Source organism: Pseudoxanthomonas sp. Root65 (genome assembly GCF_001427635.1).
Classification (GTDB): domain Bacteria; phylum Pseudomonadota; class Gammaproteobacteria; order Xanthomonadales; family Xanthomonadaceae; genus Pseudoxanthomonas_A.
The window spans coordinates 617,493-638,412 of the sequence record NZ_LMHA01000001.1; the positions used below are offsets into that span (position 1 = coordinate 617,493).

At 68.3% G+C, this 20,920-nt stretch carries 16 protein-coding genes; 7 read left to right on the top strand and 9 right to left on the bottom strand.

Translation table 11 applies throughout. The features are described 5' to 3' along the window. Positions 1–12: 12 nt before the first annotated feature. From ASD77_RS02820 to ASD77_RS02830, 3 genes are all read right to left on the bottom strand, one after another. Positions 13–2,844, bottom strand: a complete 2,832-nt coding sequence (locus tag ASD77_RS02820) for a monovalent cation/H+ antiporter subunit A (protein WP_055937025.1) — start codon at positions 2,842–2,844, stop codon at positions 13–15. A gap of 92 nt (positions 2,845–2,936) precedes the next feature. Next, a complete protein-coding gene (locus tag ASD77_RS02825) occupies positions 2,937–3,887 on the bottom strand; it encodes a calcium/sodium antiporter (protein ID WP_055937028.1) in 951 nt (316 codons plus the stop codon). A 74-nt stretch (positions 3,888–3,961) separates the two neighbouring features. Beyond that, entirely contained in the window at positions 3,962–4,582 is a 621-nt protein-coding gene (locus tag ASD77_RS02830) for a lectin (protein ID WP_235578456.1), read from the bottom strand. 128 nt (positions 4,583–4,710) lie between these two features. Here ASD77_RS02830 and ASD77_RS02835 point away from each other — a divergent pair, with 128 nt between their 5' ends. Next, a complete protein-coding gene (locus ASD77_RS02835; RefSeq protein ID WP_055937031.1) occupies positions 4,711–5,259 on the top strand; it encodes a hypothetical protein in 549 nt (182 codons plus the stop codon). Positions 5,260–5,266: 7 nt separating this feature from the next. On the opposite strand, the gene hmgA is transcribed toward ASD77_RS02835, so the two are convergent. The 3 genes from hmgA to hppD form a co-directional block, all read right to left on the bottom strand. Next, positions 5,267–6,571, bottom strand: a complete 1,305-nt coding sequence (gene hmgA, locus ASD77_RS02840) for a homogentisate 1,2-dioxygenase (protein ID WP_055940940.1) — start codon at positions 6,569–6,571, stop codon at positions 5,267–5,269. A 16-nt stretch (positions 6,572–6,587) separates the two neighbouring features. After that, complete coding sequence (locus tag ASD77_RS02845; RefSeq protein WP_055937034.1) at positions 6,588–6,977, bottom strand: endonuclease domain-containing protein; 390 nt, start codon at positions 6,975–6,977, stop codon at positions 6,588–6,590. A gap of 109 nt (positions 6,978–7,086) precedes the next feature. Then, positions 7,087–8,184, bottom strand: coding sequence for a 4-hydroxyphenylpyruvate dioxygenase (gene hppD / locus ASD77_RS02850; RefSeq protein ID WP_055937036.1), 1,098 nt, complete (start codon positions 8,182–8,184; stop codon positions 7,087–7,089). A gap of 78 nt (positions 8,185–8,262) precedes the next feature. Between hppD and ASD77_RS02855 the strand changes: the two genes are divergently transcribed. Next, a complete protein-coding gene (locus ASD77_RS02855) occupies positions 8,263–8,736 on the top strand; it encodes a MarR family transcriptional regulator (RefSeq protein WP_055937038.1) in 474 nt (157 codons plus the stop codon). A 148-nt stretch (positions 8,737–8,884) separates the two neighbouring features. Here the strand turns inward: ASD77_RS02855 and ASD77_RS02860 are convergent, their stop codons facing one another. The 3 genes from ASD77_RS02860 to ASD77_RS02870 form a co-directional block, all read right to left on the bottom strand. Then, positions 8,885–10,390 (bottom strand): oligopeptide:H+ symporter, encoded by a 1,506-nt coding sequence (locus ASD77_RS02860; protein WP_055937041.1) that lies wholly within the window; start codon positions 10,388–10,390, stop codon positions 8,885–8,887. A gap of 185 nt (positions 10,391–10,575) precedes the next feature. After that, positions 10,576–12,153, bottom strand: a complete 1,578-nt coding sequence (locus ASD77_RS02865; protein ID WP_055937044.1) for an AbgT family transporter — start codon at positions 12,151–12,153, stop codon at positions 10,576–10,578. A 122-nt stretch (positions 12,154–12,275) separates the two neighbouring features. Next, a complete protein-coding gene (locus ASD77_RS02870) occupies positions 12,276–13,136 on the bottom strand; it encodes a tryptophan 2,3-dioxygenase family protein (RefSeq protein WP_055937046.1) in 861 nt (286 codons plus the stop codon). Between the two features lie 240 nt (positions 13,137–13,376). Between ASD77_RS02870 and ASD77_RS02875 the strand changes: the two genes are divergently transcribed. From ASD77_RS02875 to ASD77_RS02895, 5 genes are all read left to right on the top strand, one after another. Beyond that, positions 13,377–16,592 carry a lamin tail domain-containing protein gene (locus ASD77_RS02875; protein ID WP_162247578.1) on the top strand — a complete coding sequence of 1,072 codons (3,216 nt, stop codon included), beginning with the start codon at positions 13,377–13,379 and terminating at the stop codon, positions 16,590–16,592. Positions 16,593–16,865: 273 nt separating this feature from the next. Continuing rightward, entirely contained in the window at positions 16,866–17,951 is a 1,086-nt protein-coding gene (gene pdhA / locus ASD77_RS02880; RefSeq protein ID WP_055937050.1) for a pyruvate dehydrogenase (acetyl-transferring) E1 component subunit alpha, read from the top strand. Between the two features lie 8 nt (positions 17,952–17,959). Continuing rightward, the gene (locus ASD77_RS02885; RefSeq protein ID WP_055940942.1) at positions 17,960–19,003 is read left to right on the top strand and encodes an alpha-ketoacid dehydrogenase subunit beta; all 1,044 of its coding nucleotides are present in this window, start codon (positions 17,960–17,962) and stop codon (positions 19,001–19,003) included. Then, on the top strand, positions 19,003–19,377 hold the full coding sequence (locus ASD77_RS02890) for an SH3 domain-containing protein (RefSeq protein WP_055937052.1): 375 nt from the start codon (positions 19,003–19,005) through the stop codon (positions 19,375–19,377). Before ASD77_RS02885 ends, ASD77_RS02890 begins: the two co-directional genes overlap by 1 nt. Next, complete coding sequence (locus ASD77_RS02895) at positions 19,374–20,792, top strand: dihydrolipoamide acetyltransferase family protein (RefSeq protein WP_055937055.1); 1,419 nt, start codon at positions 19,374–19,376, stop codon at positions 20,790–20,792. Before ASD77_RS02890 ends, ASD77_RS02895 begins: the two co-directional genes overlap by 4 nt. The last annotated feature ends 128 nt before the right edge of the window (positions 20,793–20,920 follow it).

Here is a 20,920-nt window from a genome sequence, read left to right on the forward strand (position 1 = left end):
AGGACATCTCCCTCAACGCAGCTCTCCCGTGCGGGTGGAACGCTCGCCCGGCTCCATCACCCCGAGGTGCGACACGCGCGTGCGCGAGGGCCGGATGGTGCCCATCATCGACAGGATCAGCATGGCGCCGCCGAACACCACCAGATACACGCCCGTATCAAAGCCGATGGCGCTGGCCAGCGGCACCGTGCCGATCACCGGCAACTCGAGATCGAGATGGCCGCTGGTGAGGAACGGCACGCCGAAGCCCATCGACGCCACGCCGCTGAGGCCGGCGATGATCAATCCCACGCCGATGCAGCGCACGTAGTCGAAGCCGAAGCGCGACTCCACCGACGCCGCGCCCTGGATCACGTACTGCACCAGCAGCGGCACCGCCAGCACCAGGCCGGCGATGAAGCCGCCGCCCGGCGCGTTGTGCCCGCGCAGGAACAGGAAGACGGAGACCGTCAGCGTCAGCGGGAACATGATCTGCGCCAGGTCCGCCGGCACCGGCAGTTTGACCGGCGGGCCCGACATGATCTTTTCCGGCGCCATGCGCGCGCGTCGCAGCAGCGCGTGCACGATCAGCGCCGCGATGCCGAACACGGTGATCTCGCCGAACGTATCGAAGCCGCGGAAGTCCACCAGGATCACGTTGACCACGTTGGCGCCATAGGCTTCGGGCAACGAACGCGCCAGCAGCTCGCCACTGATGGTGTCGGCAGGCCGCGTCATCATCTGGTAGGCCAGCAGGCCCACGCCGGTGCCCGCGGCCAGCGCCACGACGATGTCGCGCAGGCGGCGGCGTGGCGTGCGCTCCGGCGGCGAGCGCGGCGGCAGGTAGTGCAGGCCCAGCAGCAACAGCACCAGGCTGACCATTTCCACCATCAGCTGCGTCAGTGCCAGGTCCGGTGCGGACAGGAACACGAACGTCAGGCTGACCACCAGGCCGGCGCCGCCCAGCACGACGACCGCCAGCAGCCGCTGCCGGTACAGCCGGATCGTCCACACCGCGCAGACCACCAGCACCAGCCACAGCAACCAGCCCAGCAGCGGCATCGGCTGCGGTGTGCGCCACTGCAGCGGCAAGGCATCGCCGGCGACAAAGGGCGCCGCGCCGGCGATCAATGCCGCCAACACCAGGAACAGCAGGCTGCGCTGCAGGCTGCCGTTGGCGATGCGGCGGGTGAAGCGGCCGGCCAGCGCATACAGCGCCTCCATGTTCCAGCGGAACACGTGGCGCCCCAGCGAGCGGCGAACGTTCGCATGCAGGCCGAACAGCCGGCGCAACCCGAAATACAGCACGATGCCGCCGGCGATCCCGGCCAGGCTCATCAGCAGCGGCGTGTTGATGCCATGCCACACCGACAGGCTGTACGCCGGCATCGCGTCGCCGAGGATGGCACCGGCGCCCGCATGCAGCACCGGCGCGACCGTCCACGCCGGGAACATGCCCACCGCGACGCACAGCACCACCAGCACTTCCACCGGGATCTTCATCCAGCGCGGCGGTTCATGCGGCGCCACGCCGCCGACATAAGGATCATCGCCGAAGAACGTTTCGTAGACGAATCGCAGGCTGTAGGCCACGCCGAAGATGCCGTAGAGCAGCGCCGCCACCGCGATCGCATCGCGCATGGCGCGGTGTCCGGGAATATCGATGGCCTCGGCGAAGAACATCTCCTTCGACAGGAAGCCGTTGAGCAGCGGGATGCCGGCCATCGCCAGCGACGCGATGATCGCCAGCGCGCTGGTCCAGGGCAGGTAACGCCGCAGGTTGCCGAGCCGCCGCATGTCGCGCGTGCCGGTCTCGTGGTCGATGATGCCCGCCGCCATGAACAGCGACGCCTTGAACGTGGCGTGGTTGAGGATGTGGAACACGCCGGCGACCACCGCCATCGGCGTGGAGATGCCGAACAGCAGCGTGATCAGCCCCAGGTGCGAGATGGTGGAATACGCCAGCAGACCCTTCAGGTCGTGCTGGAAGATCGCAAACCACGCGCCGACCAGCAGCGTCAGCGCACCCACGGTGGTGACCACGTAGAAGAACAGGTCGGTGCCCGCCAGCGCCGGGTGCAGCCGTGCCAGCAGGAACACGCCGGCCTTCACCATCGTCGCCGAATGCAGGTAGGCCGACACCGGCGTGGGCGCGGCCATCGCGTGCGGCAGCCAGAAATGCAGCGGAAACTGCGCGCTCTTGGTGAACACGCCGCCCAGCACCAGCAACAGCGCCCACGGATACAGCGCGCTGGCACGGATCAGGTCGCCCGAGGCCAGCACCACGTCAAGGTCGTAGCTGCCGACGATGCGCCCGATCAGCAACACGCCGCCCAGCAGTGCCAGGCCGCCGGCCCCGGTGATCGCCAACGCCATGCGCGCGCCTTCGCGTGCATCCTGGCGATGCGACCAGAACCCGATCAGCAGGAACGAACTGATGCTGGTCAGTTCCCAGAACACCACCAGCAGCAACAGGTTGCCGGCCAACACCACGCCGAGCATCGAGCCCATGAAGAGCAGCAGGCAGGCGAAGAAGCGCGGCGCGCTGTCCTTTGCGCTGAGGTAGTAGTGCGCGTACATCACCACCAGCGCGCCGATCGCCAGCACCAGGCCGGCGAACATCCAGGCCAGCCCGTCAAGCCGCAGCGTGAAGGCCAGGCCGATCTGCGGGATCCAGGCGTGGTCGGCGCGCAGGTTCCAGCCCTGCAGCACGCTCGGCGTCATCCACGCCAGCAGCACCAGGCCCAGCAGCGGCGCCAGGCCGGCCAGCCACGCGGTCGCGCCACGGGGAATGCCGCGCGCCAGCGCCACCACCAGCGCAAGCACGAACGGCAGCGCCAGCAGGATTTCGAGAAAAGGAATCATCAACCGCCTTGCCTTGCAGGGAATGCGTCATTCGCGAGCAATCGCCCCGAGTTTAACAAACCCGTTCACATACGCCTGACCCGCCGTTCAGTTCAGGCGAGCAATGCGATCTCGATGATCACCCAGCCAATGAAGGCCGCCAGCAGGATGCCGCCTTCCACGCGGCTGATACGCAGGTCGCCGCGCAGCATCGGGTACAGCACCAGCACGAAGGCGATGGCCGCAGGCAGCTCCAGCCGCACGAAGGACTCCGGCAGCGCCAGCGGCCGGAACGCCGCCATGCCGCCCACCACCACCAGCAGGTTGAACAGGCTGGAACCGATGACGTGTCCCGCCACCATGTCGCCCTGCCCGCGCCGCGCCGCCATCGCCGCAGCGGCGATTTCCGGCAGCGCCGTCCCGATCGCCAGCGGCAACAGGCCGGTCAGCAGCGGCGACAGGCCCCAGTGCGCGCCGATCACCGGGGCACCCTGTACGACGAAGCGGGCGCCGTAATACAGCAGCGCGGCCGCCACAACGAAGCGCAACAGATTTATCCACAGCACGGTGTGCGTGGTGGCGAAGCCCTCGACCTCAGTGCGTACGCCCGCGTCCTCGCGGGGCGCGCGCGCCAGCAGGAACGCGAGCGCCGCCACGAAACCCAGCAGCAGCGCACCGCCTTCGACGCGACTGACCACGCCGTCCAGGCCGAAGACGATCAGCGCCAGCGAGGCCAGCGCCAGCAGCACCAGCAGCGGGGACAGTACGCGCATGCGCACCAGCACCGGCGCGACCAGCGCCGCCAGGCCCAGCGTGAGGCCGAGGTTGACGATGTTGCTGCCCACCGCGTTGCCGAGCGCGAGTTCCTGCGAACCTACCCAGACCGCCCGCGCATTGACGGCCAGTTCCGGCAGCGACGTGCCGAACGCGATCAGCAGCAGGCCGGCCACGAAGGGCGATGCACCGAGGCGCTGGGCCAGGCCCGAGGCGCCCTTGACGATGGAATCGCCGCCGAGTGCCAGCAGCACCAGCCCCAGCACGAAGTATCCCCAGGCTTCCGTCATCGCCGCCCCCTTCCCGTGTGGTGTGCGGCGATTCTATGCCCGGCCCGCCGGTGCGGCCAGCCGGGCGGCCACGATCAGGAGCAGCCTTCCACGTACGCGACCTGTGGCGACAGGCCCACGCGCCACGCGGTGACCTTGCCGTTGGCATCGGCCTCGAAGATCAGCTGGGTCGGTGCCACGTCGCCCGCGTCCATCGCCAGGTACTGGCCACCCTGCGTGTACTTGTGGGGCGAGGCCTTCAACGCGCCGCCATAGAGCTTCTGCAGTTCGTCGACACTCATGCCGACCTTGCCGCCACCCGGCGCGGTCTCCTTGTCGGTGCCCACGTCGTAACGGACGAACTTGCCTTCTTCCATCATGAAGGCGAAGTCGGCGGGCCGGGTGATCCACTTCGGCCACAGGTAATGGCAGGTCGTGCCTTCCATCGGCGCGCCGTTGAGCTCGCCACCCCAGGCCGCACGCGCTTCCTCGATCGTGCTGCCCAGCTTCATGTCGCCGTAGCCCAAGAAACTGGCCTGGCTCACGGGCCCGGCCGGTGCGGCCGTGTCGTCCACTGCGGGCGTAGGCGCCGGCGCTTCCGCCATCGGCGTGCTGGTCGCGGTGGTCTGCGGCTCCACTGCCGGCGCGCGGGCTTCCTCGCGCTGGCATGCGGACAACAGCGTGACGACCATCACGATCGGCAACATCGACTTCATCGGCTCTCTCCATTGCACAAAGCTGAATCCTAGCGTTGGCGCGTTAAGTCGCCGCGATGAAGCCCGTTCTGTCATCCGCACTTCATCGCCCGCGACTAGCCTGCGCGCGATCTTCCGGCACCTCCCGCATGCATCCGTCCAAGACCGATCTCGCCCGCCAGACACTGCAGGCCCACACGGGTGCGCTCGGCATGCGCGAGCGGCGCGCGCTGATCCTCTGCAACGGGCAACGCGACCTGGCGGAACTGGTGCAGCTGCTGGGACAGGATGCACCGCTGCTGATCCAGCGGCTGGTGAGCGAGGGCTACCTGAGCATCGCCGGTGCGGCGCGTCAGCCGGCGCCGCCGCCTGCGGTCGAACACGCGCCCGCGCCCGCGCCTGCACCTGCGACGACCGGACCGCGACGCTCGCTCGTCGCCGCCAAGGTCTACCTGTCCGGCATGCTGGAACTGCAGCGCGATGACGGTGCGCGCCACCATCGCGAGCGCCTGCTGGCGAGACTGGACGACGACGCGATGCTGGAAGCGCTGGGCGACGCGTTGCGCTTCCTCGAAGCGCGCATGGCGACCACGCTCGCCGGCCGCATCCGCGACCGCCTGATGGAGGCCTTGCCGCACGAAGCGGCGCAGCGCCTGCAGCACCTGCTCGATGCGCAGACGGAGCGCGCCCTGCCCTGAGCCCGCCTCAGCCCTTCGGCGTGAAGTGCTTCTGCAGGCCCGCCCAGCACGCCTGGTAGTCGCGCTGGCGATGCGCGGCGTCGACGGCCTGCCGCGTCGGCCGGATCACCGCCCGCGTCTCGAACATGAAGGCCATGGTGCCGGTGATGACATCGGGCTTGGTCAGATCGGCGTTGGATGCCTTCTCGAACGTCGCCGCATCCGGGCCATGCCCGGTCATGCAGTTGTGCAGCGATGCACCACCCGGTGCGAAGCCCTCGGCCTTGGCGTCGTATATGCCGTGGATCAGGCCCATGAACTCGCTGGCGATGTTGCGGTGGAACCACGGTGGCCGGAACGTGTCCTGCGCCACCAGCCAGCGCGGCGGGAAGATCACGAAATCCATGTTGCCCACGCCCGGCGTGTCGCTCGGCGAGGTCAGCACCAGGAAGATCGACGGATCGGGATGATCGAAGCTGATCGAGCCGATGGTATTGAAGCGGCGAAGGTCATAGCGGTACGGCGCATAGTTGCCGTGCCAGCCCACCACATCGAGCGGCGAATGCCCGATGTCGGCGCGCCACAGATGGCCCTGGAACTTGGCGATGAGCTCGAACGCGCCCTCGACGTCCTCGTACGCCGCCATCGGCGTCTCGAAATCGCGCGGATTGGCCAGCCCGTTCGAGCCGATCGGGCCCAGGTCGGGCAGGCGCAACGCGGCGCCGAAGTTCTCGCAGACATAGCCGCGCGCTTCGCCATCGGGCAATTCAACGAGGAAACGCACGCCACGCGGAATCACCGCGATCTGCTGCGGCTCGACCTCGATCACACCGAACTCGGTGGCGATGCGCAGGCTGCCCTGCTGCGGCACGATCAGCAGCTCGCCGTCGGCGTCGTAGAAATAGCGGCCCTGCATCGAGCGGTTGGCGGCATAGAGGTGGATGCCGACGCCATGCAGCGCGTCCGGCGAGCCGTTACCCGCCATCGTGTACAGGCCATCGACGAAATCCGTCGGCGTCTCCGGCATGGGCAACGGCGACCAGCGCATCTGGTCCGGCGACACCGGGCCCGCGCTGAAGTCGCTGTGCAGGCGGTGCTGCGCGTACGGCGCGAACGGACCGTGCATCGCCGCCGGGCGGATGCGGTATAGCCAGCTGCGACGGTTCTCCGCGCGTGGCGCGGTGAACGCGGTGCCGCTCAACTGCTCGGCGTACAACCCGTGCGCGACCCGCTGCGGCGAATTGCGGCCTTCCGGCAGCGTGCCGGGGATCGCCTCGCTGGCGAAGTGGTTGCCGAAGCCGGATTGGTAGTTGCTGGCGCTGTTCGCATTCATGCTCATCGTGTCCCGATCAAAGCCCCTCTCCCGGCGGGAGAGGGGTTGGGGAGAGGGCCGGTCGCGAGGCGAAATCCCAGATCGCCGTGACCACCGCCTCCACCTCCCTCAGCACATCGTTGTCCCAGAATCGGACGACCCTCCATCCCTGGGACTGCAAGTATCGCGTTCTTGCGGCATCCGCGGCAGGCGAATGCTGCGAACCATCCAGTTCCACCACCAAACCCGCTTCGACGCAGCAGAAATCGACGATGTAGGGCGGAACGGGATGCTGGCGCCGGAATTTCATGCCCTCCAGGCGTCCTGCCCGCAGGTACTGCCACAGCCGGCGTTCGGCATCGGTCATGCCCATGCGCAACTGCTTGGCATGATCGAGCGTGTGGGTCGGCAAGCGTGGCTTACTCATGCAGGACCTCCTGTCCTGGCTGATCCGCTTTCCTGAATCAGCAAGCGACAAGGCTTCGCCGTCCCTCTCCCCAACCCCTCTCCCAAGGGGAGAGGGGCTCGAAGAGACCTTACAGCACCCCGCGCTTCATCTGGTCCCGCTCGATGCTCTCGAACAGCGCCTGGAAGTTGCCTTCGCCGAAGCCTTCGTTGCCCTTGCGCTGGATGATCTCGAAGAAGATCGGGCCCAGCGCGTTCTGGGTGAAGATCTGCAGCAGCTTGCGTTGCTTGGTCTCCACGTCGGCATCGATCAGGATCTTGTTGCGCGCCAGGCGCGCGACGTCTTCGCCGTGGTCGGGGATGCGCTGGTCGATGACGTCGAAGTAGGTGTCCGGCGTATCCAGGAACGCCACGCCCGCTTCGCGCATGCGCTCGACGGTGGTGTAGATGTCGTCGGTGAAGCAGGCGATGTGCTGGATACCCTCGCCCTTGTAGGCGTCCAGGTACTCGTTGATCTGGCTCTTCGGGTCGCTCGACTCGTTGAGCGGGATGCGCACCATGCCGTCCGGCGCGGTCATCGCCTTCGACAGCAGGCCGGTCTTGGCGCCCTTGATGTCGAAGTAGCGGATCTCGCGGAAGTTGAACAGCCGCTCGTAGTAGTCCGCCCACTTGGCCATGTTGCCGTGGTAGAGGTTGTGGGTCAGATGGTCGATGAAAGTCAGGCCGAAGCCCTTCGGCATCAGGTCGACGCCCGGCAGGTATTCGTAGTCCGGATCGTGGATGGTGCCCTGGTCGTCGTAGCGGTCGACGATGTAGAGCATGCAGTCGCCGATGCCCTTGATGACGGGCGCGGCGACGGCCTTGGTCAGCTCGTCGGCGGCGTCGAAGGATTCGGCACCGTTCTTCAGTGCCTGCACGCGCGCCCACTCGGCCAGCTTCTTCACCCGGATCGCGAAGCCGCAGGCGCTGGGGCCATGCTCGGCGGCGAAGCGCGCGGCGAAGGAGTCCGGATCCTCGTTGATGAGGAAGGTGCAGTCGCCCTGGCGGTAGGTGCTGATCGCGCGCGTCTTGTGCCGCGCGACCTGCACGAAGCCCAGCTTGCGGAAGTAGTCGTGCAGGTGGTGCGCCTGGCCCTGCGGGGCGGCGAACTCGACGAATTCGAAGCCATCGATGCCCATCGGGTTGTCGAACGTCGTGGGCTGGATGCCAGAATTGGGTTGTGCGGTCATGGGGCGCCTCGCTAGGCTTGCCGGGATTTGACCCATTCTATAGTTTCAGCTGAAACCAACAACAAGTAGCAGCGCAGCATGAGCCAGCCAGCCAGCCCCGCCATCCACGCCGATTTCGACCTCGACCGCCTGTTCTCCTACCGGTTGAGCGTGCTGTCCAACCGGATCAGCAGTGCGATTTCCCGCGAATACCACCGCCGTTTCGGCCTGGCCATCACCGAATGGCGGGTCATGGCGGTGCTGGGGCGCTTCCCCGGCCTGTCGGCCGGCGAGGTGGCCGGCCGCACCGCCATGGACAAGGTAGCGGTCAGCCGGGCGGTGGCCCGCCTGCTGGAACGGGCGCTGATCCAGCGCGAGATCCACGGCGACGACCGCCGCCGCTCGGTGCTGGCGCTGACCGACGAGGGTTTCCGGGTCTATGACGAAGTCGCGCCGATGGTCATCGAGTATCACCAGCGCATGCTGGAACCGCTGAGCGACGAGGAACGCGCCATGCTGGACCAGCTGATAGACAAGCTGGCGGGTGAAGGCGTGAGGCGCATCGAAGGCTGAGGCCTTCCAGATCCGGAAACGAAAAACGGCGGCCGATGGCCGCCGTTTTCCTATGGATCCCCGCTTGACCAGCCATGCGGCTGTTGAACATCAATTCGCGGGGATGACGCATTGGCAAAGGCGCGCCCTGTGGGCGCGCGCCGATGCGTCACTTCACGCCGTGCATCAGCTTCTGGATCAGCGGGGCGATCAGGAACAGCAGCACGCCAGAGCCCATCAGGATCCAGAAACCCATCGTGTAGCCCGCGTGCGCCGACTCGACCGTCATGCCGGTCTCGCCGCTGACGTGGCTGGCGAAGATGCCCGACAGGTTGTTGCCGATGGCGGTGGACAGGAACCAGCCGCCCATGCCGAAACCGACCAGGCGCACCGGCGCCAGCTTGGTGACCATCGACAGGCCGATCGGCGACAGGCAGAGCTCGCCGACCGACTGGATCACGTAGACCATGAACAGCGTCCAGAACGGGATCTTGAGCGTCTCCGGATCGACGAGGCTGGACAACGCGATCATCAGCAGCAGGAAGGCCAGGCCGTTGAAGATCAGGCCCAGGCCGAACTTGCGCGGGATCGACGGATTCTTGCTGCCCATCTTGACCCACAACCAGGCCAGTACCGGCGCAAGGGTGATGATCGCCAGCGAGTTGACCGACTGGAACCAGCCCACCGGGAACACCCAGCCACCGAAGTCGCGGTTGACGATGTTCTGCGCAAGGAAGTTGAACGAACTGCCGGCCTGCTCGAAGAAGCACCAGAACAGCACGTTGAACACGAAGATGATCAGCATGGCCACGGCCATGTCGCGCCGTATCGCGCCGTCCTTGAAGCCTTCCTTCAGGATCAGCGCGCAGAGGCCGACGAACAGACCGGTCAGGATCCACTGTAGCGCGCCCGCACCGATCGACAGCAGGAAATAGATCACCGGGATGGCGATGATGGCGCAGACCGCCGTGACAAGGACGCGACCGGCACCTTCTGCACCCTCATGGGGCCGTCCGATGCCCTGCAACTGCGCGCGCCCGAACCAGAACCACACCAGGCTGATCAGCATGCCGATGCCGGAGACCAGGAACACCACCTTGTAGGCCGGCATGGCGGGAGAGCCGCCCATGATCCGCTCGGCCAGCAATCCGGTCAGCCAAGGAGCAATCATCGCGCCCAGGTTGATACCCATGTAGAAGAGGGTGAAACCCGAGTCGCGTCGCTCGTCGCCGGTCGCATACAGCTTGCCGACCATCGTCGAGATGTTCGGCTTGAAGAGACCGTTGCCCGCGATCACGGTGGCCAGACCGAGCTTGAACAGCGCTTCGTTGGGCAACATGATCAGGAACAGGCCGGCCGCCATGATGACCGCGCCGAGCAGGATCGAACGCTGATAGCCGATCACCCGGTCCGCCACATAGCCGCCGAACAGCGCTGCCGCATAGACCAGCGCGAGGTAAGCGCCATAGAGCCGGCTGGCGGGCGCCTCACCGGCACTGTCGCCGCCGTAGAACTGGGCGACGATGTACAGCGCCAGGGCCCAGCGCATGCCGTAGAACGCGAAGCGTTCCCAGAACTCGGTCATGAACAACATCCACAGCGGACGCGGATGACCCAGCAATTGCTTGAATTCCGGTATCCGTTCCGGCGTTGGTGACGCGACGGCTCCGCTCATGCGGGCTCCCCCTTCTAAAGTGATTCAGGACTTCAACGGTCCGTGCCACCGGCACGGGACGCGCGAGGATTACCGACGCGGACCGCGGGCGTCAAACCTCGCGGAAGCGCCGCACACGCGCCGCTCCCGCTGTTCAGCGAGCTAAGTGGTTGCAAGCGAAAGGATTTGTGGTCCCGGCGCCGGCGTCAGCCGGGCACGTACTCGTAGCTCGCGCCCACGCCCAGCGGCAGCCCCAGCGCCCAGTAGCCCAGCAGGAACAGCGTCCACGTGCCCAGCAGGGCCAGCGAGTACGGCAGCATCATCGCGATCAGCGTGCCGATGCCCGTGCCGGTGACGTAGCGCCGGCAGTAGACGACGATCAGCGGGAAGTACGGCATCAGCGGCGTGATGATGTTGGTGGTCGAATCGCCCACCCGATAGGCGGCCTGGGTCAGGTCGGGCGACACGCCCAGCTGCATCAGCATGGGCACCAGGATCGGGCCGATCAGTCCCCACTTGGCCGATGCCGAACCGATCAGCAGGTTCACCGAACCGGTGAGCAGGATGATGCCGGCCAGCGTGATGCCCATCGGCAGTCCGAGCGAGCGCAGCAGGTCCGCGCCTTCCACCGCCACCAGCGCGCCCAGGTTGGAGTTGCCGAACGCGGCGATGAACTGCGCGCAGAAGAACGCCATGACGATGTAGTAGCCCATGCCGTTCATCGCCTTGGCCATGCCCTGCACGATGTCGCGGTGCGTCTTCACCGTGCCGGCGGCATAGCCGTAGACGATGCCCGGCACCAGGAAGAACACGAAGATCAGCGCCACGATGGACTGCATCAGCGGTGCGGCGGGCGCCAGCAGCGGATGCGTCTGCGGCGGCACCTGCTCGGCCGCGGCGCGCCACGGCGAATCGTCGCCGGACAGGCTCCACGCGAACAGCGCCAGCGCCACCGCCATCGCGCCCAGTGCGCACGCCAGGCCGCGGTTCTCCGCGCGCGCCACGGCTTCCATCTGCGGCAGCCCGGCCGGATCGCCGTCCACCGGCGTGCCGCGCAGGCGCGGCTCGATCACGCGGTCGGTGAGGAACCAGCCCACCCCCACGATCAGCAGCGTGGACGCGGTGGTGAAATAGAAATTGTTGAGCGGATTGATCTCCAGGGTCGGCGCGACCACTTGCGCCGCGGTCTGGGTCAGCCCGGCCAGCATCGGATCCAGTGACGAGGGGATACCCACCGTGGCCGAGAAGCCGCCGGACACGCCGGCGAAGGCGGCCGCGATGCCGGCCAGCGGATGGCGGCCCGCCGCATAGAAGATCACCGCGCCCAGCGGGATCACCAGCACGTAGCCCGCGTCGACGGCCACGTGGCTGAGGATGCCGACCAGGATCAGCATGGGGGTCAGCAGCGTGCGCGGCGTCACCGACAGGATCTTGCGCAGCACGGCGTTGATGAAGCCGGTGTGCTCGGCCACGCCCAGGCCCAGCATCGCCACCAGCACCACGCCCAACGGCGGGAAGTTGACGAAGGTCTTTACCAGCCCGGCCATGAAGCCGGTCAGCGAGGTACCGGCCACCTGGTTGACGATCTGGATGGGCTGGCCGGAACGCGGATCGATGGCGCTGAACGACACCCCCGACAACCACCACGACACCAGCCACACCACCACCATCAGGATCAGGAACAGCGCCGCCGGGTCCGGCAATCGGTTGCCCGTGCGTTCGATCAGGTCGAGCAGGCGGGTGGTGAGGGAACGGGGGGCGGCGTCCTGGGTAGCGGGGGTCATCGTCGGGAGCGGTCCTGCGGATAGGGTCCGCCGCATGCTACCAGTCACGCTTTCCGCGCTGCCTCAGCGGGGGCCGGCATGGCGTGGGGGGCGAGGTTCCGCGCCCACCCGGCCGCCATCGCTCAGCGGCCGGGTCCGATGGACGTGCGGACGTCGAACAGCTCCGGGAAGAACGTCAGTTCCAGCGCCTGCTTCAGGAACCCCACGCCGCTGGAGCCGCCGGTGCCGCGCTTGAAGCCGATGATCCGCATCACCGTGCGCATGTGCCGGAAGCGCCACAGCTGGAACTGGCTTTCCAGGTCCACCAGGTCCTCGCACAGCGCGTATTCGCGCCAGTAGCGGTCGGTGTCCTCGTAGATCGCCTCGAACACGGGCAGCAGCGCGGCGTCGGCCGCATGCGCCTGGCGCCAGTCGCGCTGCACGTGCTGGGCGGGAATGGCGTGGCCCCAGCGCGCGAGGTAGATCAGGAACTCGTCGTACAGGCTGGGCGCGGCCAGCGCGGACTCCAGCCCGGCATGGCCGTCGGGGTCGTGCGCGAACACCTTCAGCATCGCGGCATTCTTGTTGCCCAGCAGGAACTCGATGGTGCGGTACTGCAGCGACTGGAAGCCGGACGACGGCCCCAGCAGGTCGCGGAAGCCCATGTATTCGGAGGGGGTGAGCGTCTCCAGCACCGACCACTGCTCGGTCAGCTGCCGCAGCACCTGTTTGCTGCGCGCCAGCACCTTGCGGCATTGCCAGACCTGGTCGCGCTGGAGGAAGCCGATGGCCGCGCCCAGCTCGTGGATCATCAGCTTCATCCACAGCTCCGAGACCTGGTGCTGCACGATGAACAGCATCTCGTCGTGGTGCGGCGGGTCCGACACCGGGTGCTGCGCCGACAGCAGCCGGTCCAATTGCAGGTAGCCGCCATAGCTCAGGCGGCCGGACAGGTCGGTGTGGATGCCTGCTTCCAGCGGGCGTTCGTTCTTCTCTACGGCCATCCGTCGATCAACCGGGTCGCCACGGGCGCAGCGGGGGCGCCAGCGTAACCGATGCGGGCGGGCCACCCCGGCAAGGCGACGGAAAACCGCCACTCATGTCACGCCCATGCAATGCGCGTACCACAGGCTTGGGCTACATTGCGTCGGCCGGGGGCGGATCCGCTTCCGACCGGGGGCGGCGTCCAAATCCACTGAGGGAGATTCCGTAACATGGAAATGCCACGGGGCCGCCTTGCGGCCGTGTTCGCGTCTTTCGCCTTGCTGTTCGCCGCCTCGTCGGCGCAGGCACAGGTGGTCATCAGCCAGGTCTACGGGGGTGGGGGCAACAGCGGCGCCACGCTGAAGAACGACTTCATCGAACTGCGCAACAACGGCCCCACCGCGGTGGACCTGACCGGCTGGAGCGTGCAGTACACCTCCTCCGGCGGCACCACCTGGAACGGCCGCACCAACCTCAGCGGCAGCATTCCGGCCGGCGGCTTCTACCTGGTGCAGCAGGCGCAGGGCGCCGGCGGCACGGTGGACCTGCCCACGCCCGACGCGGTGGGCACCATCGCCATGTCCGGCACCGCCGGCAAGGTGGCGCTGAGCCGCAGCACCACGGCGCTGACCGGCGCCTGCCCGACCGCCGATGCCAACGTGGCCGACTTCGTCGGCTTCGGCAGCGCCGCCACCTGCTTCGAAGGCAGCGCGCCGACCGGCACGCTCGGCAACACCACCGCCGCCCTGCGCGGCGGCGATGGCAGCATCGATACCAACAACAACGGCGCCGACTTCGCGGTCGGCGCGCCCAATCCGCGCAACAGCGGCGCCGAGCCGCCGGAACCGCCGGACCCGCCACTGGCACTGACCATCGCGCAGATCCAGGGCACCGGCCTGCTGTCGCCGCACAACGGCAAGCGCGTGGTCACCGAGGGCATCGTCACCGCGCTCAAGTTCAACAACGGCTTCTTCCTGCAGGCCGCCAACGATGACGGCGACCCGGCCACCTCCGACGCCGTGTTCGTCTTCACCAGCAGCGCGCCGCCGGCCTCCGCCGCGGTGGGCAACCGCGTGCGGGTGACCGGTACGGTGGAGGAGTTCACCCCGTCGTCCAACCCGCACCAGCTGGCGATCACCGAGATCGTCACGCCGACGGTCGAGGCGCTGGAAACCGGCGTGGCCCTGCCCGCCGCGATCGAACTGACCGCCGCCGAGCTGTCCCCCGACGCCCTGCCCGGCACGCTGGAGCGGTTGGAAGGCATGCGCGTGAGCGTGGCGCAGTCGGTGGTCATCGCCCCCTCGGGCGGCAGCCTGGACGAGAATGACGCGCTGGCCTTCAGCGATGGCGTGTTCCACGTCACTCTGCCCGGCGTGGCGCGGCCATTCCGCGAGGCCGGCATCGGCGCGATGGACGCCATCACCCTGCCTGCCGGCAAGAACCCGCCGCGCTTCGACACCAACCAGGAACGCCTGATGGTGCGCAGCCGCGGCCAGGTCGGCGCACAGCCGCTGTCGGTCGACACCGGCGCCGAGGTCGCGGGCCTGCTGGGCGTGCTGGACTACTTCGCCGGCACCTGGGCGCTGCTGCCCGACGTGGCCACGCCGCCTGCCGTCACCGGCGGCCGCCTGCCGGAAGCCGTCAACGATGCGAGCTACGACGAAGTCACCGTCGGCAGCTTCAACCTGCTGCGCCTGTTCGATGAGGTCAACGACAGCAACGGCGCGGTGACGTTGACGCCGGAAGCGCTGGACAAGCGCCTGGCCAAGGCGGCGCTGGCGATCTGCGACTACCTGAAGGCGCCGGACATCCTGGGCGCGGTGGAAGTGGAGAACGTCCGCGTGCTGCAACTGCTGTCAGAACGCATCGACGCCACCTGCGCCGCGCGCCCGGGCTATGTGCCGTACCTGCAGCCGGGCAACGACGTGGGCGGCATCAACGTCGGCTTCCTGGTCAGTTCGCGCCTGACCGCCGACGGCGTGGCCCGCGTCGAGGTGCTGGACGTGGCGCAGTTCGGCAAGGAGACCACCATCGCCAACCCGAACGGCACCACCAGCCTGCTCAACGACCGTCCGCCGCTGCGCCTGCGCGCCCGCGTGCATCAGGATGCCGCCTCGAGCTATCCGCTGACGGTGATCGTCAACCACCTGCGGTCGCTCAACGACATCAACGACACCCTGCCGGGCAGCAGCGGCTGGGCCACCGGCGGCGAGCGCGTGCGGGTCAAGCGCGGCGCGCAGGCGGTCTACCTGGCCCAGCTGGTGGAGGAGATGCAGCAGGCCAACCCGGACGAGAAGATCGTGCTGGTCGGCGACTTCAACGCGTTCGAGTTCAACGACGGCTATGTCGACGTATTGGGCATCATCAAGGGCGAAGCGGCACCGGAAGACCAGGTGCTGACGTACATGCCCAGCCCGCTGACCGTGCCGCTGGTGGATGGATCGCAGCTGATCGCCGATCCGGCCCATCGCTACTCGTACGTGTTCGAGGGCAATGCGCAGACGCTGGACCACGTGCTGGTCAACGAGTCGCTGGTGATGGACGCCGGCCTGCGCGTGGACCACGCCCGCATCAACGCGGACTTCGGCGCGGACAACTTCGGCGATGCCTCGCTGGCGATCCGTTCTTCCGACCACGATCCGGTGCGCCTGAGCATCCGCGTGCCGAGCTTCGCCCGCGCCGACCTGTCGGCCACGGTGTCGGCCGACCGCAGCAGCGCCAGCGTCGGCGAGACCGTGCGCTACACCGCCACGGTGCGCAACGCCGGTCCCGGCGCGGCGTCGCCGGCGGCGTTCGCCTTCGTGTTCTCGGCCGAACTGTCGCCGTCGCTGGCCACGCTGCCGGCGGGCTGGAGCTGCGACGCGGCCGAGGTCACCGCCGGCACCACCCGCGTGGCCTGCACCACGCCGTCGCTGGCGGTGGGCGCTGACGCCACGTTCGCGATCGACGCCCTCGTCCCCGCCAGCGCAGCCGGCACCACGCTCGGCCTGGGCGTGTCGGCCAACTCGACCGTGCTCGACCCGGCCAACGGCGACAACACCGCCGCGGTCTCGGTGGCCGTGGCCGCACTGCCGCAGACCCGCGCCGACCTGTCGGTGCAGCTGCTCGGCGCCGCCCTGCCGCTGCGTCGCGGGACCATCGCCACGCTGCTCGTGCCGGTGCGCAACGCCGGTCCGGATGCGGCCGAGCAGGTCACCGTGCGACTGACCAGCAATGTGGAAGCCCGTTACGCCGCCGTGGCCGCCCCCAGCGGTTGGAGCTGCACGCGCGTGGCGGATACCACCGACGGCGCCGCCGCCGACTGCACCCGCCGTGGCGCCATGCCGCGCGGCGTGCAGACGCTGGCGTTCGCGCTGGTGGTGCCGGGCAAGCCCAAGCGCGGTACGCAACTGGAGTTCGAGGCCACCGTCAGCAGCACGACGACGGACCCGAACCCCGCCAACAACCACGACCGCCTGGTCCAGCGCATCCGCTGAACTTCCGCGCCATCGTGGGGTCGACAGGGGCGCGGGCAACCGCGCCCCTTGTCGTTTGCGCAGCCCGCGACGCGCATCACCCCGTGGCCGGTTCACCAGGCTGCAGACTGACACCGAACGACAGCCGGGCAAGCGCCTGTTTCCGCACCGTTTTCCGCGCCCGGCCGGCCGCCATCCACCCCCGTCTTGTTGCATTGCACGACAGCTGTGCGGCGCCCTGCTCCTAAAATTACATTTGAAACCAATTCCGCCACTGACGAGAACACCGTCCAGATGAGCATCGCCGCAAGCTTCGAGATCGAATACCTCCAGTACCTGGGCCCCGACGGCGCCCTGGTGCGCGACGACCTGCCCGAGGCCGGGCGCGACATCGCCCGCCTGCGCGAGCTGTTCAAGCAGATGCTGCTGGTGCGCACCTTCGACACCAAGGCGATTGCCTTGCAGCGCACCGGCAAGCTGGGCACCTACGCCAGCTGCCTGGGCCACGAGGCCACCCACGTCGGCATCGGCGCGTCGATGCGCAGCGGCGATGTCTACGCCCCCAGTTACCGCGAGTACGGCGCCATGTTCATGCGCGGGGTGAAGCCGCGCGACGTGCTGATGTACTGGGGTGGCGACGAGCGCGGCAGCGACTACGACCGCGCCAGCGACGCCCGCAACGATTTCCCGTTCTGCGTGCCGATCTCTACGCAATGCCTGCACGCCGCCGGCGCGGCACTGTCGTTCAAGCTGCGCGGGCAGCCGCACATCGCGGTGGCGACCTGCGGCGACGGCGGTTCGTCGAAGACCGATTTCTACGCCGCGCTGAATTCCGCCGGCGCCTACGAGCTGCCGCTGGTGCTCGGCGTGATCAACAACGGCTGGGCGATCTCGGTGCCGCGCAGTGCCCAGACCGGCGCGCAGACGCTGGCGCAGAAAGGCCTGGCCGGCGGCCTGCACTGCCTCCAGGTGGACGGCAACGACCTGATCGCCGTGCTCGAAGGCATGCGCCGCGCCAGCGAGCGCGCCCGCAAGGGCCAGGGCGGCACGGTGATCGAGTTCGTGACCTATCGCCTGTCCGACCACACCACCGCCGACGACGCCCGCCGCTACCGCGACGACGCCGAAGTGAAGGCCGGCTGGGAACGCGAACCGATGACCCGCCTGCGTACCTGGCTGACCGCACAGGGCGCCTGGAACGAGGCCGACGAAGCCGCGTGGAAGCAGGAGTGCGGCGCGCGCGTGGACGAGGAGGTCAACGCCTACCTCAACACGCCGGTGCAACCGGTCGAGGCGATGTTCGACTACCTGTACGCCGATCCGCCGCCCGAACTGCTGCAGCAACGCGCCGCCGCCATCGCCGCGGAGAACCGCCCATGAGCACCGTCATGAAGCCCGAGAACAAGACTGTGGGAGCGACGTCAGTCGCGAAAACCGACATCGTCTCCACGCCGACCGCCATCACCCTGATCGAAGCCATCACCCAGGCGCTGGCCTGGGAGATCGCCCACGACGATGCCGTGCTGGTGCTGGGCGAAGACGTGGGCGTGAACGGCGGCGTGTTCCGCGCCACCGCCGGCCTGCAGCAGAAGTTCGGCCCCGAGCGCGTGCTGGACACGCCGCTGGACGAAACCACCATCGCCGGCCTGACCATCGGCCTGGCCGCACAGGGCATGAAGCCGGTCGCCGAAGCGCAGTTCGACGGCTTCGTCTACCCGATGGTCGACCACATCATCTGCCACGCCGCCCGCCTGCGCACCCGCACGCGCGGTCGCCTGCACTGCCCGATGGTGCTGCGCGTGCCGTGGGGCGGCGGCATCCGCGCGCCGGAGCACCACAGCGAAGCCAACGAGGCCATCTTCACCAACGTGCCCGGCCTGCGCGTGGTCATGCCGTCCTCGCCGCAGCGCGCCTACGGCCTGCTGCTGGCCGCGATCCGCGATCCGGACCCGGTCATCTACATGGAGCCCAAGCGCATCTACCGCCAGTACAAGGAAGTGGTCGCCGACGACGGCGAAGCGCTGCCGCTGGACGTGTGCTTCGTACTGCGCGACGGCACCGACGTGACCCTGGTGACCTGGGGCGCGCAGGTGAAGGAAGCGCTCGAGGCCGCCGACGCACTGGCCGGCGAAGGCATCAGCGCCGAAGTCATCGACGTGGCCACGTTGCGCCCGCTCGACTTCGACACCATCGCCGAATCGGTGGCCAAGACCGGCCGCTGCGTGATCGTGCACGAGGCACCGCGCACGGCCGGCTTCGGCGCCGAGATCGGCGCGCGCCTGGCCGAGCACTCGATGTACGACCTGCTGGCCCCGGTCGAACGCGTCACCGGCTACGACACCCACATCCCGCTGTTCCGCCTGGAAATGAAATACCTGCCCAGCGTCGACAAGATCGTCGCCGCGGCCAGGCGGGCGATGGCGAACGGCTGATGCGGGCACGCGTCCTCCGCGACTACCGCACGCAGTACGCGACCCCCATCCGGTTCGCGTGCGGCGACGTGGTCGCGCTCGGCGCACGCGACACCGAGTGGCCGGCCTTCGCCTGGACCACCACCGCCGACGGCAACGCCGGCTGGGCGCCGGTGGACTGGCTGCAACCGCGGGACGACGGCCACGCCATCGCGCTGCGCGACTATTCCGCGCAGGAACTGGACGCGCAGGCCGGCGACACCGTCGCGCTGCAGTACGAACTGGGTGACTGGTGGTGGTGCACGCACGCCGACGGCCGCAACGGCTGGCTGCCTGCGCGCGACCTGGACCCGATCAACGACAACGAAACGACTTCCGAAGAGACATCCGCATGAGCGAGAGCAAGACCTTCCACCTGCCCGACCTGGGCGAGGGCCTCCCGGACGCCACCATCGTCGAGTGGTTCGTCAAGGAAGGCGACGTGATCCGGCTGGACGAACCGCTGGTGTCGATGGAGACCGCGAAGGCCGTGGTCGAGGTTCCCTCGCCCGTCTCCGGCAAGGTGCTGAAACTGGCCGGTGCGGCCGGCGACATCGTCGTCACCGGCAGCATGCTGGCGATGTTCGAGCCGGATGCCAGCCTGCCGCAACGCGCCGAAGGCCAGGACACCGGCCACCACCACGGCCCGCCGAAGCCTGCTGCTGTGGGAGCGACGTCAGTCGCGAATCCGACACCCGATGCAGCCCCCATCGCGACGGACGTCGCTCCCACAGAAGCCGACGCCGGCACCGTGGTCGGCGCCATGCAGTCGTCCAATGCGGTGCACACCGAACAGGCGATCGCCGTCGGCGGCGTCAAGGCCATGCCGGCCGTGCGCGCGATGGCGAAGAAGCTGGGCGTGGATCTGTCGCGCGTGCGCGCCAGCGGCGCCGATGGCGCGGTGACCATGCAGGACGTGAAGCAGGCCGCCGCCGATGGTTCCACCCTGCTCCCCTCTCCCACCGCGAGAGCGGTCGGGGGTGAAGGTGCGCAGCATCCGGTTGCTCACGCTCGCACCGAATCCTCATCCGCCCTTCGGGCACCTTCTCCCGAGGGGCGAAGGGAAGACCAGCGCACCGCGCTGTCCGCCAGCGGCAAGCCGATGCGCACGCAGCCGCCGGGCGTGTCGGTCAGTGGCCAGCCCGAGCAGCTCAAGGGCGTACGCCGCAACATGGCGCGCGTGATGGCCGATGCGCATGCCAAGGTCGTGCCGACCACGCTCAGCGACGACGCCGACATTCACGCCTGGACACCCGGCAACGACATGACCGGCCGCCTGGTCCGCGCCATCGTCCGCGCCTGCAAGACGGTGCCGGCGATGAACGCGTGGTTCGATGGCGACAAGCTGACCCGCACGCTGCACCCGCAGGTGGACATCGGTATCGCCGTGGATACCGATGACGGCCTGTTCGTGCCCGCACTGCGCAATGCCGACCTGCTGGACGCCGGTAGCGTGCGCGAGAGCATCAACCGCCTGCGCACGCAGGTGGAAGACCGCAGCATTCCGCCGTCGGAACTGACCGGCTACACGATCTCGCTGAGCAACTTTGGCATGTTCGCCGGCCGCTACGCCACGCCCGTGGTGGTGCCGCCGTGCGTGGCCATCGTCGCCGCCGGTCGCGCGCGCCACCAGGTCACGCCGGTGATGGGCGGCTTCGAGTCGCACAAGGTCATCCCGCTGTCGGTGACGTTCGACCACCGCGCCTGCACCGGCGGCGAAGCGGCGCGCTTCCTCAAGGCGATGATCGACGACCTAGCCCTGCCCGGCTGACCTCTACGCGCGGATGTCGGGTCCATCTCCCTTGTAGGAGCGCCCCATGGGCGCGATGCTTTCGCCGCTCAGCGTAAAAAGCATCGCGCCCACGGGGCGCTCTTACGGACGTACCACCACGACGGAGA

Coding starts and splice junctions, on each gene's coding strand:
- ASD77_RS02820 (WP_055937025.1), bottom strand. CDS start 2,844: ATGATTCCTTTTCTCGAAATCCTGCTGGCGCTGCCGTTCGTGCTTGCG.
- ASD77_RS02825 (WP_055937028.1), bottom strand. CDS start 3,887: ATGACGGAAGCCTGGGGATACTTCGTGCTGGGGCTGGTGCTGCTGGCA.
- ASD77_RS02830 (WP_235578456.1), bottom strand. CDS start 4,582: ATGAAGTCGATGTTGCCGATCGTGATGGTCGTCACGCTGTTGTCCGCA.
- ASD77_RS02835 (WP_055937031.1), top strand. CDS start 4,711: ATGCATCCGTCCAAGACCGATCTCGCCCGCCAGACACTGCAGGCCCAC.
- hmgA (WP_055940940.1), bottom strand. CDS start 6,571: ATGAATGCGAACAGCGCCAGCAACTACCAATCCGGCTTCGGCAACCAC.
- ASD77_RS02845 (WP_055937034.1), bottom strand. CDS start 6,977: ATGAGTAAGCCACGCTTGCCGACCCACACGCTCGATCATGCCAAGCAG.
- hppD (WP_055937036.1), bottom strand. CDS start 8,184: ATGACCGCACAACCCAATTCTGGCATCCAGCCCACGACGTTCGACAAC.
- ASD77_RS02855 (WP_055937038.1), top strand. CDS start 8,263: ATGAGCCAGCCAGCCAGCCCCGCCATCCACGCCGATTTCGACCTCGAC.
- ASD77_RS02860 (WP_055937041.1), bottom strand. CDS start 10,390: ATGAGCGGAGCCGTCGCGTCACCAACGCCGGAACGGATACCGGAATTC.
- ASD77_RS02865 (WP_055937044.1), bottom strand. CDS start 12,153: ATGACCCCCGCTACCCAGGACGCCGCCCCCCGTTCCCTCACCACCCGC.
- ASD77_RS02870 (WP_055937046.1), bottom strand. CDS start 13,136: ATGGCCGTAGAGAAGAACGAACGCCCGCTGGAAGCAGGCATCCACACC.
- pdhA (WP_055937050.1), top strand. CDS start 16,866: ATGAGCATCGCCGCAAGCTTCGAGATCGAATACCTCCAGTACCTGGGC.
- ASD77_RS02885 (WP_055940942.1), top strand. CDS start 17,960: ATGAAGCCCGAGAACAAGACTGTGGGAGCGACGTCAGTCGCGAAAACC.
- ASD77_RS02890 (WP_055937052.1), top strand. CDS start 19,003: ATGCGGGCACGCGTCCTCCGCGACTACCGCACGCAGTACGCGACCCCC.
- ASD77_RS02895 (WP_055937055.1), top strand. CDS start 19,374: ATGAGCGAGAGCAAGACCTTCCACCTGCCCGACCTGGGCGAGGGCCTC.